The organism is Rickettsia endosymbiont of Orchestes rusci (genome assembly GCF_964030945.1).
Lineage (GTDB): Bacteria > Pseudomonadota > Alphaproteobacteria > Rickettsiales > Rickettsiaceae > Rickettsia.
The window spans coordinates 1-24377 of the sequence record NZ_CAXIQG010000004.1; the positions used below are offsets into that span (position 1 = coordinate 1).

The following is a 24377-nucleotide window of genomic DNA, read 5'->3' on the forward strand; positions in this document are numbered from 1 at the left end:
TCGCCCATACAATTCTTCTTTCAGCCTGGAAAAATGCTACATTACCACCTAGGTATACAATAAGCTATATTTCCTTCAAGCAATACGTCAAAAATCTCACTCATTCCTGGCCACAGGCTACAAAAAAGAATCTTTATTTGAACAATCATACTTGATACCTCATCTTTGAAATTGTTTAGTTTTGGTGAGCATCCAAGAATCATGTGGTCAGAAATCTGGAGAAAGTCGCGCGGAGCTTCAAACATTTTATAATCATTCGTACATATCAAGTCGATTAAGGACGCGGACAAATTGTTCACTCGCGAACTATCTGAGTTAAACTCGAGTCACTGGCATGCAATTTTCCATAGCTTATCTTCATTTAAGTCTTCACAGACCAATCTGATATCGAAATCACCCATGATCACTATCTTATTGTGACACAGGAAATCTTCAATCAAATAAATCCTCCAGGAAAGTCATGACTGAATCTTCATTTCCATTTGGTAACCTATACTGCGAACCAATAATAACTGCTTCAGAAACTATTGTGATTTTAGCAAATATTGACCAATATTCATATTGTAGAGAAACATTTTTCACAATTTTTGCCGAAATATTATTTTTTAAGTACAATATGACGCCCCTTTATGACGATTGCTTGAGTGACAAACGAAATGTTTGTATCGAGAAATATACAGTTCATTATCTCCGTATAGCTCCGTTACATAATATGAGTTTCATTGAGGCAGATAATTTGGGGATTTTTTTCCTTTGCTAGTTTTCTCAACTCTCCCATTCTTTTATCATTGAGTCCCTGTATATTGATCTCCACCTTACGAAAAAAGAACAGACGTTATATTTTTTTTTCATGGTAGACCTATGTCTTCACTAGAAGGTCACTTCCGATGGATTCATTTCCATTGACCAATAATGAACATCGAATATGCCACACCCTGTATAATATGCTCATCCCATTAGGCATTAACAAGAGGTCAAGTGGACATCATTACCTTGTTTTTCATTCTTATATCATTCGAAATTAAAGTCTACAATTCCTGATTAGAGACCGTTAAAATAATGCTCCATTTAAATTAACTCAGGAAAAACAATTCTTGCTCATTCAATGCTTGACCATTAAACAGCAGAATGATATTTGATCTGTTATGCAGGTTTGTCTTTGATGAGCCATTTGAAGGTATGAAATATATTATAGTCAGTGACCGTTAAAGGAAACTTTCAGGCAACATACTGCAAATGTCCGAAAACCTTCTCCTCTCCTCGGTGGAAAACAAGTCCAAACTCCTCTTTAACTCCTTAATCAGCCTATTTTGTGCCCTGGAAGCTCTATTCTTTTTTTACAACGTCTACTATCACTACGATATTGACTTTATAATGAGGTTTGGAGTGCTCACCTTCAACGATGTTCATGTAAGTGTCCCAATAGTATTTTTAAACTTTTTCAAAAATACTTGTTTTAGGCCTTGGTGATCATAACTCAAAGCTATCTCAAATACTCCAGCGTTAAAAAGACCTCAAAATTGATCAAAGAAAAATGTTGGCCTTTGGAAAAGGCCCAGGTTGAGGCCCAAGAAGAAATACGACAAGATATGTTATTGGTCAAGTACATTATGGTGATATCCCTGGTCATGGTGCTTTGTACACCCATAGCTTATTTGCCATATAGTGGGATACACCATGATAATAATACGCTGTTTTTGGCGGTTCATACTATCCAAAAGTTTAATTGGCCCGATGCTGTGAACTATGTGATAGCTTTTATTAATTATTTCAGACTGGTTCCACAAGGTTATATGATGTTGACGTATTTGTTTTCTTTGTGCTATTTTATTAATCATTATCGATATCAGGTAAGTATGAGTTTGGCAACAGCGCCTTAAGTTGAATACACTCATTTGCAATAAAGCGTGGGGGCGCTGCACATGAACGTCGATATTCTCAAAAATGGCTACGTTGTGGCTGTTGTAACCGCGTTCAACGTTGCCGCTTTTATGTTTTTGTTTTCGATAAAAAATCTCTCACAATCACGACTGCAACATCGCCTCTTTTAGGTGTAGTGATTTGTAAAAACGTAATAACGAGTGCTTAATAAAAAAAAACTGTCAGCTCACTTATGGATTGCAATTGTTTCAAAAAACGTATGTCGTGGCTTACATCGCAAACATTATTTCATGAAAGCCATAGAATCCACTTTCTAACCCTACTTTTGTATTTTTGTCGACTTTTTGAAAAGTTTTGTGTATTTGAGTTTCTGTGCCTTTTATAAAGCAAAATTAGTTTTTTCAGAACTTAACAAGTGGTGTTGTCGCTGTATTTTTGCTCACTTGACAATTCTCAAATGCTTCAGAATGTGTCCGATTCTGTAAGAAAAGGGGGTTAATCAAATTCACGAAAAATAATGTCAACAAATAGTGACAATAAAACTTGCTTTGATGAAGTTTTTTCCAGGACTTTTATTGTAACGAAAAAAAAAATTGACAACCTTGATTTATTTATGAAACCTTCCTAATCAGGAGCTGCGCGTAGTAGCACTACACATAAGGGTCGATATTCTCCAAAATGTCTTCGCTTCTGCTGCTGTCGTAACAAGTGCAACGGTGCCGCTTCTATATTTTTGTCAAGTGCCTTGTAGATTATTCTTGTAGAAAAAATCTGAATGGGTTCAATGAAGTTTATTTAGACATCTATTTGTGAAACTAACGAGGTTTTCGTTAAAACGTCTCTCAAATGCAATCATCTGTACAGCGCCTAGAAGCAATACACGTAAACGTCGATATCCTCCAAAATGGCTACCCTATAAAACGCTTTTGCCAAAACGGCTCGTATTTATTTCTTTTAGATAATAATGGTCAAGTGGGAATTGATAAACTGCACAAAGAACTTACCAGAAGATGATGATGATGATATTATTGACAATAAAGACAGTCAACTGATGATCAAAAGGCGCTTGAAAAAATGCGTTGAGCATCATGTTTTTATTAAATCGTACAGTTTACATTTCTTATAAACAAGCTTTTGCGCATGTTCAAATTTGCAGATTTGCTGTTCTCATCATCAATCACTTTTTCTACACGATTCTATGGCAAATCGTTAGTGGAATTGGTCTGTTCACTGGTATGATTTACATTTTTATTTTTGTAAGTAAATGTGTGATATTAGGCAAAAAATGTCGATTATTCCAGCACGATGCTTCGGGTAATCCATACTCTGTGGGAACCAACCTAGTCGGAGGATACTTTGCCGCTTTTCTCTACACAGCTTACGGTCAGCTGTTCCAGGAACAAGTGATAAGCTGAATTGAGATTCAGATAAAACGTTTATTTTTGACTTTGCAGACGGACATTCTGACAAACGCAGCAATAGCTTGCGATTGGCGCCACTTCGACAAGCCAAATCGCAAGACTCTGTTGATTTTTCTGTTGAATTTGAAGCGGTCGTACAAGATAGTCGGCGCTGGTATTATAGCTTTGAACTTTGAAATGTTTGTTTGGGTAGGTTTTCCTGTTTTGAGGTTTTTTATTTGTTTGTTGCTTTGCAGTTTACCAATAAAATAGTTGGGCTGCTCAGTGTGGTAAGCTTGATGGAGGAGTAGTGTTTGTCATTCTACACACGAAATAAACACTTGCAAGCATTAGTCTTTTATTGTTCTGGCAACAGTGACTTAGGTCGTGTCTACAGAGCGTCGTTGTGTCGCTGGCGATACGCTGTCCTTCCAATTCAATAATAACTCGTTTCAGAACTCCCCCTCCTTCCCAAGCTTAGTTCATATAGATGTGTTTATTGTGAATTCCGCCATTCTTATTAATCAGTTGACTATCAAGAATGTCACTTTTTTTGATAGCGGCCAAGAGGAATGATGTTCGCAATTCGTTATTCGCATCTCTATTGAACTATACCAAAGTTAACTAATAATAAACAATTGGACCACTTTCGAAAACGCGCGAAACCGGCTCCACTCTTCCATTTCGTTTCTCTCGGTAGCCCAGGACCCATTAGTTCGGAACGTTTGTCGGCCGCTTTGAACAATTTTCGCTGGGCAGGCTTCTTTGAACGGCATGCGTTGACGCGCGGCCGCTTGTGTTACGGGTTTTTCGAATGAGCCGACGACAAGTGACTTAACTTATTGTATATTAGTAAACTTTGAGAAAGCTGCATCTGATCATTTGCAGTTGTGTGCGTAGTTCCGATGAATAAACACTTTGCACCGGTCTAACCGGTTCCCCTTTCGTTCTCAACTTCACAACTCTAATCAACTCATCTTTTTCTGTGATTACTTCGCAGACTTTTCCCATAGGTCAATTTATCCTCTTTTTGTTGTCATCACCAACCTGCACACATCCTATTTGCCTTTGATTTTTACCTTTATTGACCAGTTCCGCAAGATATCCCTTTTTGAATTAATCCCTGGTTAAAGTCTTCGTCTTTTGGATATGTTCAATCCTACTCCTTAAGCATCGTGAATCAACTAGATCAAAATCAATTACCTAGTGTTGAAGCTCAGTGCAATGACTTTAAGAATTTTGCAGGACATAGCATCTCCCATTTATCGCCATCGGAAACATTATGTTATTAGTCCTTCATTAACTACTGCCTCAATATCACACAAAACTGTATAAAGTTCGACATAGTATAACAATGCTTTTCCCAAAGTACGACGCAACAATTCTTCTATAATCCTTACTAACCTCTCCCACCATCCACCCCACCACAAAGCAACAGGTGGATTGTGGATTAAATATCCATTAAATCCTTTTAACTCCAGAAAAATTTTCTATCTCCTCCCAATTCAATTGGCTGAAATAATTTTTACTGCCATGGAAATTTGTTTCATTGTCTGAATAAATTATTAATCTAGGCCTTCCCCTTCTACTAATAAAACGTCGAAAAGCATATAAAAATGCATCAGTGGCAAGAGTTTTTACAAGCTCAAGATGAAACGCTCTGTAGACCAAGCTTCACATCCTTCTTTTAAAAATAAGGGTCCTGCTAGATCTACACCGGTTATTTCAAAAACTTCCGCGTAGTTTATTCTACATATTTTTTGGTAAAGGCTCAAAAGGCATTTTAATTGGTTTGCTGATCTGCTTTTTACATACCTCGCAAGAATAAATAATAGAGTTCAATGTCTTTCTTGCTTTTGGTAAACGAAATTTTTCGCAAATAACCCCCAAAATTATTTTTGGGCCTGAGTGACAGCTTTTTTCATGTTCTTTTCTTAATAATTTTTTAATTAAATCGTTTTTGCTAGGAAGGATTACAGGGTATTCAAAATCTCCAGAAAACTCACCAAATTGAAGTCTTGTCTTTATTCTTAGAACTCCGTTTGGATCTTCAAAAATGTTGAGCTTTTGTAATCCATTTAAATCATCTTTCGAATTTCAAAATTAGAGGAATGAGGAATGATCAACTCAATCATATTGGGATCTTTTCCTGGTGAATCATTAGAGAAATTACTATTTTTATCATTCTCTGAGACATCAAACACCGGCCTGATTTTTGTGGTATAACTTGACTCCTTGATCACAGCGGGATGCGCCAAATAAAGGCCGTTTCCATCGGCCTCATCTTGATTCGTTTCATCGATGATTCCCATTTGTTCCCAATCATCAAATATTTGCTTATAATCCAAAAATTTATTTAATCTGATCAACCTTCTTGTACTCGAAAATAATCGGTTTTCCGCTAGTTTATAGTTTGTTGTTATAGCCAGATAACCCTCAATCCATGGCAGGCACAATTCATAATATCTATTTTATTTATTTATAACGGTGCTCTTCATGAATGTATTCAATACCTGAATCTCCAACTCTTCTCTGCACTTTCTTTCTGCAGGTTCTTTTAAACCCAACAACATAAAATACCTGCTCCTATTAATAAACTTACAGCATCGTTTATTGCACATTTCGTTTTCTTAATTGATCAATTATTCTTTTGTTTTTTCTAAATTGGTTTATTTCGATCTTGTTGGGATCTCATTTTAGTTGAGGTACAGAGCTGAAACCAAGTATCCATTATTCAAAAGTGTTGAATGCGCCGTATTTTTCCTGAGCGTTCCTACTGGTAGCGCACACCCATACTTACACATCACGAGCCGCCACTGGATAGGATGCATCTCAATAGCCTAGTTTATACCGACAGCTTGGTCCGCGGACCAAGTACCAAATTCGGACTATATCCGAACCGAATATTTGGTTCGAATGGTGTAAACAGTTGCGGACTAAGCTGTTCCGCTCTTGGTTCGGTACTCGCCAGCAAGTGTACCGAACTAAATTTGGTTCGATCTGGATCAAAATTATGAGGTTATGTCGATTGTTATTATTGTGAATTGTGTTGGTTCTGAGTTTCTAAGGCAATCTGAGCGTACTTACTCATGTTTTTTTTGGTTACGAATTGTGTTGATGAATAATTTCGACTTGTTTTTGACATTTGTGGGTACTCATTTAGTTCACGCGTTGCCAGTCGGTGTAAACGGGTGAGAAGCAAGCATGGGTCCCACCGTACTATCCCCACCCACTTGGTCCTATCGGACCGAACTAAACGAGTTATCGGTGTAAACTAGGCTAATGCTTCAGATAAAGGCGTTCAAGGGACATTCTGCTGTAGATAGGCAACACACAATACGTACGGGCAAACACAGAGTCGTACTTTAAGAGATTCTATACTCATTACCACCAGATCATTTGATCAATACTTACACAGCAGAGGAGCCATAGAAGGAACTGCCTTATTACCAACACAGGATGTTAAAGTTATAAAAAGAATTTCTGATTTTATTTTGAAAATCATTCAACCGATTTTGATAAAATGTTCATGATCTAATACTAATAACTAGGTGGTAGTACCCGTCCAGGGCCAAAGTTGGAGAACATGTATGCAGTATTAGAAAAAAAATGGTATAGCATAGTTTTTCCGAAAAATAATGTTTCGTTCAATTTCCAACAAAAAAGCTCTCTCCACTTTTTTCTTCCTGACAAATCGTTTTCTATCAAAAAAAATAAAAACCATATTAGTATTCTTCCCTTGATGACCGGAAATTCTCAGTTATGGAAAAGAAATCCTACTGTTCGACTTTTCGGGGAAGAAAAAAACTCATGAGACCTTTTTCATTGGAAATTGAATAAGTATTTAAAAAAATATATATGTTCAAAAAACATTGGCGTGTGATTTTTTCTTCCCGAAAAACAAAACACCCTGTATTCAGGAAACGACGCATTTACAGTCAGAGTGTTCTATCTCAAATCACCCTATATATCAAAACACAATAAGTGTTTTTTTTTTGAAAACGACCAATTTTATGAAAAATACTCATATCATATATTATGTAAAAGACAGCTCTTGACAAGCTCTATAATTTCATCATAAATGTGATGGTTCAGAAAATCTTCACATCTAGCTCATCCATATTCATCTCCATCCACCCAAATACTTTCAAACCCCTCTACCCAGCATTTCTGCCAGAAAATTAGCATAACACAAAATCTCGCCATAAAATCTCAACTGGCCTCTTCCCTTGTGTCCCTCAGGACAGACGGGGATAAACAGCCAACTCAAAAACACCACTTAACTTGATTAATGTTTATGTGTGGCCCTCAAAAATTCAATCAAAGTCGCCGTAACGCCGCACCTGTATGCATCAAATTATTATCCACGCCAAATCTGGACAGGCTCATCCAGGATTCCGGCCCTGGGGGAGTTTTGGATGGATAATTAGAATTTTTGAGCTGTTTTAGCATAGATATAGTGTTTCGAGTGTTCAAGGAATAGATGACGGAGGCTCTAATGCAATTTTATTGTTAGCTGACTGTCTAATCCAGGGATGACGGGGACTGGACACGGTTATTACTTGTTTTAGTTAAATAAACTGACAGGTTTGATTAATGTGGTTGAATAATGGAATTTTGGTGGAGTCCAGTGATTTGGTTCATTTTTCATGTTTTTGATGGATTTTAGCGTGTTTTAATTAATATTCATACAGTCAACAATAATCCACTCCATAACCGACTCATTATTTCAATCACTTATCAATTCTCATCTCGAGAACCATGCAGGGGAAAATTTTATGGAAGATTAGATATCCACACATTGCATTTTTTCAATTATAAAGCAGTGTTTCGGGGTTAAAGAACAATTTAATTTAATTTTCAATTTAAACATGAAAATGAACCAAATAAATTTTTGTCAGAATTCAGTGAAGAAACTCCCTTAGATGACAGCTTTGTCACATTGTCACAATAATATGAAACTAAAATGCAACGTTGCCAAACTTATCCAAACTTCTCGAGAACCATGACTGCAATGATTTCTGTGTTCATAATTTGACAATCTATAACAAAAAATTAAAACACAATAAGATATAACTTCGTGATAGAAAATTTCTGGATCGCAGTTTCAAAAATTGCATTGTAATTTTGGCTAAATCCGACCCAGTCTATTCAAAACTAATCCAAACTAACCCAATCTAACGAAAACTAACCAAAACTTACCAAAACTAACACAGATCAAAAACTACCCAAAATCAACCCGAACTGATCAAAATTGACACAAACTAACCCATTCGGACCTAAGCTTACTCAAACCAACCAAAACTAACCAAAATCACTGATTGATTCGATCACTGAATCGTATCATTTTATCATTGCATGGAGTTTATATCACTGAATCTATTAATCACTAAACCGCAGGATCGTTTGATCAGCGATAATCTTGATTACAAAATAGATTATTGAGATTAATATAATATTGTCATAATTTGATCATAATCAGTCTTATTCTATCAATCAGTGATGTTTTTGATCACAATCACTGAATTTATCACTTCGTCACTGAATCAATCGCATAATTGATCATTTAGACAATCATCGGACAATTTATCGGAAGATGGATTAAAAATCTAAAAATCACTGAATCAATTTATGACTGAATCGTTTGATCAGCGATAATCCTAATCACATAATGAATGATTGAGATTAGGAACATGAACATAATATGACCATGATGCTTTCCTCAATCGGTTATGTTTTTGATTAAAATCACTGAATTAAATGACTTTACCACTGAATCAATCGCATCAAACTGAAGCTAATCAGGAATAACCCAAACTTAACAAAACTTAGACAAACTAACCCAATCTAAACAAAACTAACACAAATCAAACCTAAACTCACCCGAACTAATCAAAATCGACACAAACTAACCAAAATAGTTTAATTTCACCTAATCCAAACAAAACAAACTCAAACTAACCTAAACCAACTCAAATTAATCAAGACTAATCCAAACAAACCAAATAAAACAAACCCAAATCAAACTCAAACTAATCGGAATTATCCAAAACTAACCAAACTTGAGCCAAACAAACCCAATCTAACCAAAACTCACCCAAACCAACCCAGATTCAACCAAAACTACCCAAAATCAACCCGAACTAATCAAAATTGACATAATCTCACCTAATCCAACCAAAACTAACTCAAAATTACCTGAACCAACTCAAATCACACTAAATCTTACTACAACTAACACAAATCAATCAATACTAACCCAAACTAACAGAATAAAACACCCAAATCAAACTCAAACGAATAAGAACTTACAAAAACTTACACAAACCAACACATATCAAACCAAAACGAACCAAAATTGACCCGAACTGATCAAAATTGACACAAACTAACCAAAAATAACCTCATCCAACTCAATCCAACCAAAACCAACCCAAATCAAACTCAAAATTGACATAACCAAAACTAACACAGATCAAACTAAAATTGATCAAACTACTTAACAGGATGGAACTCACCCAAATCCGACTCAAACCAATCAGAACTAACCAAAACTTATCAAAATCAAGCCAAACTATCCCAAAAAATAACCCAATTCAACCAAAACTAGATCAAACTAACCCAATCCAACCAAAACTAACCCAAATCAAAGTCAAGCCAATCAGAACTAACCAAAAATAACCGCAATCGATTGTAAATAAAAATTTTGAAATTTGTTCTTCTCACTTGGGTGGGTTAGTGTTTTTTCTACAAAAAAGTTATTCATTCCATTTTTCTTCTACGTTGATACCTAATGTCCGCTAAGAATCAAACCATGTTTTTCTACAGAATTGGACTCCTGTGATAAAGCAGAAAATCCAATGGACTAGCGTTTGCTGCTGCACCCGTTTATATAGTCGTTATTCAATATTAGTAATGTAACTGCAGATTGTGTGCAGTAAATTCAGCAAAAACAATGCTTAAAATTCGAGCTCGTTACGGCAACTTTCCGTCTTTATAGAAATTGGACACGAAACAACTTGAACAGGGACGGGGGTAAGTTGAGGATGAGAAAAATGCAAAAATAATTGAATGGCCAATTTGCAATATTTTTTGGAATTGGGGAAAATATTAAGATTATGGCGTAATAAAGCCAAAATAATTCAAATAAAATGAATACTCGGTTCCACTCTTGAATAGTCATCCCCCAAACTTCACACGTCTACATTCACAATAATCACACTATCAACAAGCGGAAAAAAGAATAAAGCGTTTCGACTTGAATCTTAAGATGATGACGTCATAGGTATAGTAGTTACACCACACCTCTTTATCGAGTATTTAGTGAAGTCTGCTTTTTTTTATGTTTATTTCGTATATTTCTGGGTATTTGAAAAAAAAATGTGCTGATGACTCTCAAATATTGACTATAACTATGCTCTGTTTTTTTTAAGAAAAGACTTTTCTCTTAAATTGATTAAATGAAAATGTAAGTAATTTCACAGCTAACTGCACTAATTGATGTTTGAAAATTGATTAAAAAGGAAAAATGGATGAATATCAGCTCCGCCTCTGGCAAAAGAAAACTCAACGAATTTGCATGGCATAACCATAGAGCCGCATATTGTACATAACGAAATGTAGTTAATTTCGAAATTGCCGCTATCTTTCTTTTGCGTTACGTAACAAATGATCTGCAACGACAACCATTTGGCTAATTTCCATTTATGGACACTTTTCAACTGCAATGGCGAACTTTTCCAGGGATTTCATCAAAATTTCCATTTTCCAATAGAGGCCCCTTTGGTGTGCTCCCATGTCAGATTCCATCCTGTTTAATGGGGGATACACCTTATATTTCGGCCAAAAACATCAACACATGTTGGTTGTGAAATTTTATAGGCAATGGGCGAGGGTTTGGTAGATTAAAGAAATAACCTTGATTTGGATTCACCCACTTATTCATTGAATTATTCAATCATTTTTACTTTGACGAACTTGTCTATTTACTTGAACTCATCTATTAACTTTTATTCATTGAATTATTCACTTATTCACTTGAATACTTGTTCACTAAATAATCCACTCAGACTCACTCACTTACTTACTTATTACTTACTCATTCACTCCTTGAAATTTCTAAGTCACATCTAAGTACTTGATGATTTATCTAAACTTTAAACACTCACTAAATTTTCTACTCATACCATATTTTTATCATATTCATTCAATAAATAACTCATTCACTCATCAAATCACACACTTACTTAGTTACTCACTCACTCGAGAACACCTACTATCACTCGCTTACTAACTAATTAACTGTACTTATTCCGTCACTCACTCACTCATCAACTTGAAAATGTTTTCTCATCCTTACGCAACTGTTCACTCACCAAATCACACCTTTATCTTATTTGATCTTATTTATTGATTCATTAACCTAGTCAATAACTCACTCACTCAATTAATATTGTATATCTTCTTGCTCACATATAATTAATTAATGCATGCACTCACTACTAGTTGGTTCACAGATTCATTAACAAAATCACTCACTAATAACCGCTTAATTCACTCACTCTTTCACTAAATGAGTAACCGATACGTTGATTTATCAAATCACTCACTAACCAACTAGTTAACCAGCTTATTCATTGCTCATGCAAATGTTCACTCAATAGAATACACCTTTATTTATTTACTCATTCGCTCTCTTATTTATTGGTAAATAAACTTACTCAACTCACTCAGTCGATTATTGTTATACGTATCTACTTGCTAACTCATAATAAATTAACTTATACTATTGAGTTGGTTCGCACTTTCATGAACTTAATCACTCACCTAATTATTCGTTCAATTCACTCACTCATTAACAAATCTTTTCTCACTTTCATGCAACATTATATCTACTTGCTTACTTATAATCAATTAACCTACTTACTCTTACTAGTTGGTTCGCACCATTAATTAAAATAATCACTCACTTAATGATTCGTTTAATTCACTCACACGTTCACTAAATGAGTAATCTATACGTTGATCTATCATATCACTCACCTTCTAGTCAACCAGCTCACTTATTCCGTCACTCTATCATTACATCAAATGTCTTCTCAATCTCATGCAACAGTTCACTTACTCATTAACTCTCTCAATTAATAATGATTCATCAACTTACTCATTAACTCACTCACTCCATTAATATTGTATATCTACTTGATTACTTATTATTAATAATTGATTCACGCACTAACTTACCAGTTGCTTTGCACATTCATCAACCCAATCACTCACTTAGTAACAGTTCAATGGACTCACTCGTTCACTGAATGAGTAATTTATTCACACTATTAAATCACTCACTAATTATTAACCAACTTACTTATTCCGTCACTCACTCAAAAATTAACTTTTTCATAGAAAGTGAGGGTTGATCCATTTCTTCACTTATTCACTCCATCGCTCACTCCAAGCATTTGTTCATTCACTTATAATACTCCTGTTCCCGTGAAGATGAAGAAAAACACAAAACTCTATGAAGAAAGTATAACAAATATTATTCAAAATGACAAAAAACTCATTAAACTCGATAAATCCGTTCAAAAGTTATATCACTTTAAAAAAAAATGAGGAACATCAAAAAGTTCCCTTTTATACTCAATAAATTCCACAATAAGGAGGCGCTTCGGTGGAAACTCCATCCCCATTTACCCCTCAAAACAATCTCAATTAAGAAAGCACACCAAACAAGACAAATAACAGATTGTCGCTCCGCTTAAGTGTCTCGATATCTCTTCCCCAACTATCTATATCCGGTATCTCAAATAATTTATGTACTCTCGCAGGCCTACGATATATCTTGCAACTCCATTTAAGCCGTTTTGAGCCTCCAACTTCACCGCATTGACATATTTGAGTTGAGCCAAAATTGGAACCTAAAAACATAATTATTGCTTTGCATGTTCTGTTGTTTGCTTGATAAATTTCTCAATCGACATTCAACCCTTCATTGTCGGCATTTTTAATGTGAGGGATGTTTTTTGAAGATAGCCGGTGAAAAGTGAACCGAAAAACAACCGATAAAACTCTCCAAATTGCCCCGTTAAAAGTTTAAACCCTTCGAAGTTTTTCCGGATATTGTTGGAAATTATCATAAGGGTTTTAATGAATGTGGGGTGGATTTTAATTGATCAAATTATAGCCTTTTTTGGGGTTGGTTATTGAACCACGAGATATTTTAGATGCCATAACTGAATTATTCATCAATCCAGTAGATCAAATTGATTAACCTTGAATTATTCATTTCTAGGTCAGTTCATTTAAAAGTGAACTGATCCAATATGCAAATAAAAAGCAACTATTTATCACTGAATAAATTTATAAATGAATCGCTTAATCGCTCCACCACTGATTAACTTCATCATTTTGTTTAGACATCGATTCATGATTGAACTTCTGAATCGTTCAATCAGCGATGTTCTTAATCACAAAACAAGTCACTTAGATTATCACTTAATCAATGTATACACTCAATCGACTAGATCACTCAATCCCACACTAAACGACTCAGATAACAACTGTTTAGGACGAACTTATCATTAAATCACAATTTCCCAATCATTTGTTTTTATATCGCAGCCACTGATAGGTCTCTGGATTTTAACACCTCAAAAATCATCACTGAATTTATTACGTTCAAGCGTTCAACATTGTTTTTATTCGCAGAATAAGTTTTATCAATTTTTCATTTATCACTGATTCAATTGGCCAATCATTGATTAACTTGATCATTGAGTTTTATCACTCATCACCGAATCAATTTATAAGTGAATTCTGAATCGTTTAATCAGCGATTTTTTGAATTCCAGATTTAATGATTGAACAACCGAAACAATAAATGACCATACCGTTTGATCAGCGATGATCTTAATCAGGGTATTAATGTTAGAGAAGAAGAATAAGGACCCATATAATCTGATCTGATTATGAATCACTGAATTTTATCACTATCACTAAATCAATCACAGATTTGATGATTCAGACAATCTTTGTTTAGTTGATCATTGAACTTTTTTTTGATTTGTTTCTTATTATCGACAAATGAATGTCCATTGATTAACTTTTATCACAGAATTTTATTACTTTATCAACGTAATATCCATATCAGCGATTTTCTCAATCGAAATGAAATCACTGATCAATTCGATCACTAAAACGGATCGTTTTATCACTAGATCACTTAGTTGCACAATTAAATAATCACGCTGTCATTATCATTATTTGTTCTTTATCGCTGAATTATTGACTAGATCGCAACACATCGCTGCATCGTGACCATCGCTAAGAAATATGACATAATATAGGTATTCGTGTCATGATTATATTATATATTATATATTATATGTAATAAATTATTCAAATAGATTCGGTTTCATTTGATAGCTGAGTAAATTAGTTGGGTTGTATATTATTATTGAATTCATTCCAGACAACAAAATAAAATCATCAAAAGATTTGTCCCTCTTTTGAGCATCGCCACCGCGCGCTATTCGTATATCATTTTCAGTGCTTTTGATTACACGAGATGAAGGGACACACATAATTAATTAAAAACCTCTAGTGCCATATTCGGCGGAAAATTCATTAAAAGGCGACTTTTAATCAGAAATCTCCGAGGTGCAAGAATGCACAAAAAGACCCGTTTCGGATAAAGGCGCGCGTCTTTTCTAATTGTTTGTTATTTACACCGAATGCATTCATTCATGTTCCTGGCAAACATTTTTTCGGCATTTATTCAACCGAAAGCGGAATTAGATTTTATTGAAAATCTCTGACATGGAGACAATTTTTTAATTAAACTTTTGCTCACGCCCCTGCTGCGGATTGAGTCGAGAAGTACTGAACTAATTTTCAAGTTTTGAGACTAATTATTTCAAGAGTTACGATTAACTTTCCAGTTGCTTTTCCAAAAGTTCGTGATGCTTTCTTGACCACTCTAGAGTGGATTAGGCCTTTTTTTTATTAGAGAGGCGTGTTCTAGTGACAAGAACGCCCCTCTAATTAATATAAAACTTGAAAAAACCTGCTTTAAAATATTGAAAATTCAGATTCCATAGAATTTTTTCTAAAGGGTGTAAAAATGTAAAGAATGGAAACAATATGAAACGAATTATTTGACTCCACCCATTTGAAGACACACCCACAACTCGTCCCATAAAAAAGTAGAACTCATATTTGTAAGGGATATATGTATTTAGCTCCGCCTCCTCAGTTGCTCTCTGAACCATTGAACTGTATCAAAACACACCCCTTTAGAAAAAATATTTAGCCCCGCCCTTTTATCAAAATCCTGACAATTGACCCCACCCCAACTACGCTCACTTTTCGGGCTAGTCAAAAAGAGATTCTTTAAAATGTTTCCTAAAGGGTCTGAAAATGTAGAAAACGAAAACAATATCTGATCCAAAGAAACGGATTATTTGAATATATCTATTAGAGAGCACACCCTCAACTCCTTCCATAAAAAATAGAACTTATATTTGTACGGGATATATTTGGCTCCGCTTCGAGGCACACCCACGATCTCATCCCATAAAATATAGAACTCATATACTCGTGAGGAATATATTTAGCTCCGCCTTCTCAGTAGCACTTTGAACTATTAAACTTTATCCAAACACACCCTTAAAAAATATATTTTGCCCCCATCTTTTATCAAAATCCTGGCAATTGAGCACACCCCAACTCTTCCCACTTATCAGGCTCATTAATAAGATATTCCTTCAAATGTTTCCTAAAGAGTGTAAAAATATATGGAACGGAAACAATAATCATCTGATCCATAGAAACGGACTATTTGACATCACCCATTTGAAGACACGCCCTCAACTTCTTTTATATAAAGTCAAACACGTTTGTAACGGATAAATTTGGCTGCACATCCTTAGTTGCGCTAAAAATACCATCAATTTATTTCAGAACAAAAACACACCCCTTATAGGAGAAATATTCTGCCCCGCCCCTTTCTGAAGATCCTGGAAACTGACCACACCCTAATTCCTCCCACTTCTCGGGTAAATCAATATAAGAGATTTCCTCAAATGTTTTCTAAGGGGTGTAAAAATGTAGAAAACGTAAACAGATCTCATCAAAAGAAACGGAATATTTGACTCCATCCATTTGAAGGCAAACTCTCAACTCCTCCCATGAAAAGTGGAACTTTTTTTTTGTAAGGGATATATTTAGCCTACTCGTTGTACCTACTATGAACCAATAAACTGTATCAAAACACACCCCCTTCGGAAAAAAATATTTTGCTCCGTCCCGTACTCAAAATCCTGGAAATTGGCCACACCTTGACTCCTCCTCATTGTATGCCCTGGCAATTGACCACACCCCAAACCCATTTGTTCTTGTTGGGTTAATTCATGAGAGATCCCTTTGTATGTTTTCTGAAGGGTGTAAAAATGTAGAGAATAGAACGAAGGCAATATTATCTGATCCAAAGAAACGGATTATTTGACACCACCCATTTGAAGGCATGCCGCCAACTTCTACAAAAAGTAAAATCCATGTTTGTAACGGATATTTTCAGCTCCGCCTCCTTAGTTCCATTTTAAACCTTTGAGCTGTTTCAAAACTTCAAAACCAAAACGGGTGTGTTTAGGAAAAATATTTTGTCCTGCTCCCTTCTGAAATTTCTAGAAATTGACCACATCGCAACTCCTCTCACTTGTCTAGCTAATCAGTAAAACCATTAAAGAGTGTAAAAATTGAGAATACGAAAACAATGCCTGATCCAAAGAAACGAATTATTTGACTCCACCTTTTTGAAGGCACTCCCTTAACTCCTCACATAAAAAATAAAACTCATATTTGCTAGGAATATTTGGACCCGCCTCCTTAGTTCTTCTCTGATTCCTGTTTCGAAACCAAAACACACCCTTTTCTAAAAATCCTGGCAATTGACCACACCCCAACTCCTCCCACTTCTTGGGTTAATCAAAGAGAGATCTCTCTAAATGATTCCTAAAGGGTGTAAAAATGAAGAGAACGAGAAACATATCATCTGATTCAAAAAACGGGTTATTTGACACCACCTATTTGAAGGCACAACCATAACTCCTCCCATAAAAACTAGAACTAATATTTGAAATGAATATATTATCAAGTTCCACTCTGAACCATCAAACTGTTTCAATACCAGAACACACCTCTTTTAGGAAAAATATTTTGCCTCGCCCATTTCTAATAATCCTGGCTACATTCCAACTCCTCCCACTTGTCGGGTTAATCAATGAGAAAACTTCCTTTTGTTTCAGGGACAGGGACAGTTTGAGTAAAATCATCAAAATCCATGTAGTGAACAAACCAACTCATTTAATGAAGAAGATTCCTTCACCTGGTCCGACTCTTTCCAACACCCTCCATTTCTTTATATTTTTCAATAAATAGACCACGCCCACTCTATAAGTCAAAACAATAATTTGTAAAACGACACATCCTCGACTCCTCCCACTCCTTCTGTAATAAGCATGAAACTGTATTCTTCTGAGGCTCATTTCAACGAAAGCCACGCCCACTCTGAACTAACAAGCCCGCCCACTTCTTTTGAAGTAACGTAACGTTTGGCTCCAGAAAGAAAGTAACGCCCACTCACATGATAAGCCAATGAGAGCACCGTCCCTCCCACTGTTTTTGTTAATGTCCAAATGGAGGTGTGGTTTGTTAAAATATACCTTTCATTACGCTCACTTACACTGTAAGTGAGCGTAACTTACACCACACTCCCAGCCCCTCAAATCAGTATTACCATCACGTGTACATGAGAATTTCATGCTCAGAAAATTAGTGAGGGGCAAAGTGGGTTAATTGAATTTAAAATTAGCCTCAGCGATACAGATCCTTGAATGTTATAGAATGCAAGGACACGTTTTGGGGGGTGGAAATCGGAAAAATACATTTAATTATCCGCCCCTCCATTGATATGCGCCACACGGATGGGGATGAATTTTTCAAACCGTCTCCCGATCGTTTACACGTCGGATGAAATTTGAATGACACAACTTTTAAGGCATTCGTGAATAATTTTGACTCTTGTCGAATTCTTCGATAAAAATACGTGCCCTTTGGAGCTTTGGAGTTTTTAATTATTCAGCAGTGTCGAGTGTTGGAGACGGAGTGAATATTCATTCGGGCCGAATGCCCAATAATATATCAGCGTTTTGCATCATGGAAAATGGGGGTCAATTCTGGCAACATTAACAACCTTGTCAATAAACCCAGCTGCCAAATATATTGAATACTCAATCTTCGTCTCCCACTCTTGAAACTTCTCACGTCTCAGTTAACAAACAACGCCAATTTGTAGCATGTTAATTAATATCAAATTGAAGTGATTTTCAATCAATTAGAAACCAGGGTTCAGTTATTTTCGGCAAGATTAATTCCGAGCAAGTGTTTTTAATTGCGATTGTCTACGGCCAGAAATTGTTTGCTGATGAGTGCTAATTGTTTTTTTTACGGCTTTATTTTTAGTTGGGCTATTTGTGAATGTCAAACGCAGTGTTTTGATGATATATGAACGTTCGTGCTGTTGTGGAATGTGGGGCGACATCTACTTAAGTATTTGTTATCTGTACATGTGAACAGATCAGCAGAAATGAAAATAGCATATTCTTTCTTAATCCTGAATCTCGATCCAGAATAATTTGCAAGGCAAACAATGGATCGTGTCGTCTCATCGACATTCTCTATCCGCTGACATAAATTACTCTCCACCAGCTTGAATGCAATTTGAATAATTGCAAATGAGCTTCCGAGAGCCGCTGTTTTGTTTTCCAGTTTCGGAAACGCTCTTTTTCTTTTAAATATTCCGATAGAGACATTTTGGCGCGACTGCTCCAGGTTGGCTGCACACGACGTAATCTGATTACGTGTAATTGTACGCTAATTGCACTCGGAGCGTGTTACGGAATTGAGCCTTTTTTGGTTCGAGGGCAAATTTGCAGGCGACAGGTATTTTACATTTGGCTTAATTGGGATGGATGGAGTTGTTTCATGTTTAATGGAACTGGATTTTCAAAACCATCTTTACAATAGATTGTTTCACCCCGCCCACACAACATTCTGTGACGCCCTCCTTCATCAAAGTAGGTGGAGCTTTGACCCAACTACTTCTCATCCATATTGGTCTTTTGATGAAAGAGGATATTACCTTATTTTGAAGGGTCGTTGTTTAATTGACCGCGCCCATACATTATTCTGTGTCGCCCCCTCAATCATTAAAACAATCCGTCATATCAAAATGAGTGGAGCATTGAACAATGATTTTACAGTGACTTGATCCCATCAACAAAAGGCGGAGCTAAACATCACAACATTCCGCTCTATTATAAAAAGTAGTACCTATAGCGTTATCAAGAGAAGCTCCTTGCGCAAGACCTTTACTTTTTAAATAATCAACATCTTGTACAAAACCGAAAGTTCGAGCGTCGGCAATATTTTTCTCAAAAGATTCTTTTCCGGAAAAAAATAAATTTTGTCTGCCGATAACTTTACTAGTAAAGTCTATAGTTAAATCTATAGTCATATTAGGGGAGGGATAGCAAAATAACTTACAATCTTTATTACTTACTTTTATTTCTTTTAAAATTTTCAAATATTTCTTAGAAGCTTTTTGTAATTTTTTACCCGCGCACTCAATCATAAAAACAAACGGTTTACTACTACCGTCCATTATCGGTACTTCCGGACCGTCAATTTCTATTATAGCGTTATCGATTCCGCAGCCCCAAAGTGCCGCCATTAAATGTTCAATCGTTGAAACATATACGCCGTAGGAATTTTTTATACTTGTAGATAGCAAAGTGTCGGAAACGTTTAAATAGCTACTTTGGATATAATTGGTTTCCTCTACCGATATATCGGTTCTAACGAATACAATACCCGTATCTTCTTTAGCGGGTTTTAAAGTTAATTGAGCAGTCTTACCCGAATGAACTCCTATTCCATAACAACTAACCGGTTTCCGTAGTGATACTTGCATTAATTTATATCATATTAAAAATATGATAGAATATTAATATTTAACGCTGATATGTACAAGCTATATTATGTTACAAAATATTACATACTAACGTCCTAATGTCATTCTAGCTAAAAACGGGAATCTAGAAAATAATAGTCATCCTGAATTTATTTCAGGATCTATTAAAAGAGATGCTGAATCAAGTTCAGCATGGCATAGAAAAGCCTGGATTCCTGCCTTCGCAGGAATGACATAAGAGGCAGCGGGAATGACATAGAACACGTGCAAAAACCATAACAACTATTAGCGTCTATATAATCTATGTTTAATAAAGTACCAAAAATAATAAACTACAAAAGTTCCTACCACGGCAAAAATAGAAAATAAAAAGTCATCTCCTTCAACTAATCCATACGGTGTGCTGGCAGATAAGGCGCCGGCATATATTCCTACTGCATACATGGAAAAATATGAAAATATTGCGGTTCGGAGATCATATGCTTTAAACTTATCTAATAATATTAATAGATTGCAGATAAAAATCGAGCATAGGCAAATACCGATTAGTATTATAAGTAATATATTCCGGTTTTGATTCATCCCGTATAGAGGTAATAAAATAAAACATCCTAAAAGTATTAATATTAACAGTAGGTTAGCAAAATATTTGTTAACTTTATTTAGTATATAAGACATTGGTATTATAGAAAAAAATATAGCTTTGAATATGTAAGCAAATATAATGTTTGAGCTTATTAATACTAATTCTTGTTTAAGAGCAAAAGCTTCATAATACCATAATATGTCAAAAGCAACATAAGCTACTATAAAACCCGTTAATAATTGTAATTCTATATTTTTTATTAATAAGGAAAATTTGGAATTTGATTCTAAGTTGTGAGGAGTTTTATTAGTATGCAATAATTCCGTTAAAATATTGATGCAGTAAAGTAAGGCGCAAATTACCATCGTATAAGAATTAGGTTTTAATAAGGGTTTTAGAAAAGATACGGCAATATGTCCGCCCGCCCAAAAAAAAATGATAAGAGATAAAAAAAGATATTTTTTATCATTTGTGGATTCAATAATATGCATTATTACAGCGGTAAAATAGGCAAATGCCGCACAGTTCATTACGACAAGACTAATTTTAATTATAGTATAATTATTGAATATAATAAGATTTATTATATTAATTATAACTATAAATAAGCTAATAATTATGATTTTCTTATTGCTTAATTTATTAATTAATTGGGTCAAAGAAAAGGCGGCTATTATAAAACCGAGAAGTCTCGTTTGAGCAAGGTGTTCTAGTTGTTCCCCGTTTAAACCTTTAATTAGTAAAAAAGGTTTAAGTATATAAAAGTAAGTACTATTAATACAAGAGAAGAAAAATATTCCCAGCAGAGAGAAAAAAATTGTTTTATAATCGACTTTTAAAGGCATAAATAATTGTTTGCTAAACACAAATACATGGTATATAAATTATGGTCAAGAATATGATTATTCTTGCCTTCAAATTATATAGCTCATAATTAAATTTAATATAATTTATTTCCCCTAAATCTATATTTTATTGTTATCTATATTTTATGATTGTTTAATAAATTCATATACTTACATGTATATTATGTTAAAGTATTATATTTGATTTGTATATAACTTTATCTAAATCTCATAAAGATTTTAAAAATACATGTAATGTAACTATATATTTAACCCCAACTATGGATAAGTTTTTAAGCTAAAACTTATCCATAGTTCGCGTTATTTAATTTTACGGTAAATATAAAAATTCTAATAAAAATAATAATATGAGGATATAGCAGGTAGCTGTTCTTTAATTATATAAAAATTCAAACCGAAATAGGACAATAATAAACTTATAGATTATTACTATTTTGTGTTTAAGTCATAGTGAGCAAAATTAATGAGTAAAAAAATTATAATTGACGCTAATTTTCCTAATGAAACAAGAGTAGCATTATTAGGACATAGCGACAATATAGAAGATATTGAATATGAAACGTCAATAAAACAACAAAATAAAGGTAATATTTATTTAGCAAAAATAACAAGGGTAGAGCCGTCTTTGCAAGCTGCTTTTATAGAGTACGGTATGGATAAAAGCGGATTTTTACCTTTTAGTGAAATCCACCCTAATTATTATAATTTACCTCAGACGGAGAAAAATTTTCCCGTTAATGAATTTCCGGAAATAATATCGCACGATATTATTTTAGAAGAAGGCGATGAAATCCCTTTAACGGCTTCTTACGATCCTTTAATGGATAGTGAAGAAATTGATTTAAAAGTTATAGAAGAATTAGTCGACAATAAATTTCAGTCGGAATTTAATTTAGAGGCAGCTGACGATGTCGAAATTATTACTAATATTAAAGAAGAAAATACGCCGCATAAACAGTATAAAATTCAGGAAGTAATAAGAAAAAATCAAATATTATTAGTCCAAGTCACCAAAGAAGAAAGAGGTAATAAATGCGCCTCTTTTACCACTTATATATCGCTTGCCGGAAAATATTGTGTTTTAATGCCTAATAAACCCGCTCAAAACGGTGTATCACGAAAAATATCTAATGCTGACGAGAGGAAGAGACTTAAGAATATTATTAGTAAAATAATAAATAACGAGAATGCTAAAAATATCTCTAGCGTAATTGTTCGCACTGCAGGTAAAGGGTGTACTACTCTTGACTTAAAGAAAGATTATAATTATTTAGTGCAATTGTGGAATAAAATTCGCAAAACTACCACCAAATTTCCGGCTCCCTGTTTTATACATGCAGAAGATAGTATAATTCGTAAAACTATCAGGGATATGTGTGATCACAGCGTCAAAGAGGTCATAATCCAAGGGAAAGATGCTTATCTGGCTGCCACACGATTTATGCAAGATATTTTACCTTCGGAACTTGTAAAGCTTAAAGAGCATAAAAATAAAATACCGATTTTTACTAAATTTCAAGTTGAAGAGCAATTATCCAAACTTTATCAACCGGTTGTTACTTTACCTTCCGGTGGGTATATCGTAATTAACCCAACCGAAGCACTTATTTCTATCGACGTAAATTCCGGTAAATCAACTTCTGAAAAAAATATAGAAGAAACGGCATTAAAGACTAATTTAGAAGCGGCAAAAGAAATAGCAAGGCAAGTTAAGCTTAGAGATTTATCGGGCTTGTTAGTCGTGGATTTTATCGATATGAGTGAGCTTAGAAATCGTAAAATCATCGAGCGATCTTTTAAAGAGTTTTTAAGTCGTGATCGCGCTCGCATACAAACCGGTCATATTAGTCAATTCGGTTTGCTTGAATTTTCTAGGCAAAGATTGCGTTCCTCTTTCTTGGAAGCTAATTCGGCAATTTGTTCTCATTGTAACGGTAAGGGGATAGTACGTGCCGATGAATCCAATGCCATGTTAATTTTACGGACGGTAGAAGACGAAATTTGTGAGGAAAAGGTTGATATAGTAAATATTTTTGCAAATATTTCTTCAATAATTTATCTGCTTAATAGCAAACGCCGAGAAATTAAATTTATTGAAGAAAAATATAATATAAAACTTAATTTTTATTCCGATCCTAATGCTACCTCGGATAATTATTCTATTGAAAAAATAAAATTGCTTAAAAAAAATAATGTCAATGAAGCAATAAGCAAACCGATGATCCAAAATGATAGTGCTAATTATCATGAAGCTAACAATCATGAGGGAGCCGGACAAAGGAAAGAGGTGCTACGCAAAGGTAAACAGAAATGGAAAACTAATAATAATGAATCGGTAGCTTCTGAAGAGTTAAAAAATAAAGATGCGGAAGCGGTAAAAATTCTAAAAGAACCTGTTACAAACGATATTGAAAACGTACCGCCGGTAAATGATTCAGAGGGAGAGGGAAATTATACGGCACCTGATGATAAAGCAATAGAGGGAGTTGAGGCAAAAGCGATGCCGAAACGTAAATATCGCAATAGAAGAAATTATAAGCGTTCACCTGCCGGTAATTTTAATAAAGATACTTCTAAAGAAAATAGTGAGCAACCGCCGATAACTTAAATAT

7 protein-coding genes and 1 pseudogene are annotated in these 24377 nt (G+C 34.7%); 4 read left to right on the forward strand and 4 right to left on the reverse strand.

The annotated features are described in order from the left end of the window. Nucleotides 1-1520 precede the first annotated feature (1520 nt). Nucleotides 1521-1880 (forward strand): hypothetical protein, encoded by a 360-nt coding sequence (locus tag AAHM91_RS03560; RefSeq protein WP_342269899.1) that lies wholly within the window; start codon nt 1521-1523, stop codon nt 1878-1880. 1089 nt (nt 1881-2969) lie between these two features. Continuing rightward, nucleotides 2970-3296, forward strand: a complete 327-nt coding sequence (locus AAHM91_RS03565; RefSeq protein ID WP_342269900.1) for a hypothetical protein — start codon at nt 2970-2972, stop codon at nt 3294-3296. A 2063-nt stretch (nt 3297-5359) separates the two neighbouring features. Here AAHM91_RS03565 and AAHM91_RS03570 read toward each other — a convergent pair. Then, on the reverse strand, nt 5360-5629 hold the full coding sequence (locus tag AAHM91_RS03570; RefSeq protein ID WP_342269901.1) for a hypothetical protein: 270 nt from the start codon (nt 5627-5629) through the stop codon (nt 5360-5362). A 13679-nt stretch (nt 5630-19308) separates the two neighbouring features. Between AAHM91_RS03570 and AAHM91_RS03575 the strand changes: the two genes are divergently transcribed. Further along, nucleotides 19309-19611 carry a hypothetical protein gene (locus AAHM91_RS03575; protein ID WP_342269902.1) on the forward strand — a complete coding sequence of 101 codons (303 nt, stop codon included), beginning with the start codon at nt 19309-19311 and terminating at the stop codon, nt 19609-19611. Nucleotides 19612-19671: 60 nt separating this feature from the next. Here the strand turns inward: AAHM91_RS03575 and lpxC are convergent. The 3 genes and pseudogenes from lpxC to AAHM91_RS03590 form a co-directional block, all read right to left on the reverse strand. Continuing rightward, nucleotides 19672-20313, reverse strand: a pseudogene (lpxC, locus tag AAHM91_RS03580) (UDP-3-O-acyl-N-acetylglucosamine deacetylase); the annotation flags it as partial. Between the two features lie 138 nt (nt 20314-20451). Next, nucleotides 20452-20595 carry a hypothetical protein gene (locus AAHM91_RS03585; protein ID WP_342269903.1) on the reverse strand — a complete coding sequence of 48 codons (144 nt, stop codon included), beginning with the start codon at nt 20593-20595 and terminating at the stop codon, nt 20452-20454. 3 nt (nt 20596-20598) lie between these two features. After that, nucleotides 20599-21744 (reverse strand): MFS transporter, encoded by a 1146-nt coding sequence (locus AAHM91_RS03590; protein WP_341794088.1) that lies wholly within the window; start codon nt 21742-21744, stop codon nt 20599-20601. A gap of 484 nt (nt 21745-22228) precedes the next feature. On the opposite strand from AAHM91_RS03590, the gene AAHM91_RS03595 reads away from it, so the two are divergent. After that, nucleotides 22229-24373 (forward strand): Rne/Rng family ribonuclease, encoded by a 2145-nt coding sequence (locus tag AAHM91_RS03595; protein ID WP_341794089.1) that lies wholly within the window; start codon nt 22229-22231, stop codon nt 24371-24373. Nucleotides 24374-24377: the final 4 nt, after the last annotated feature.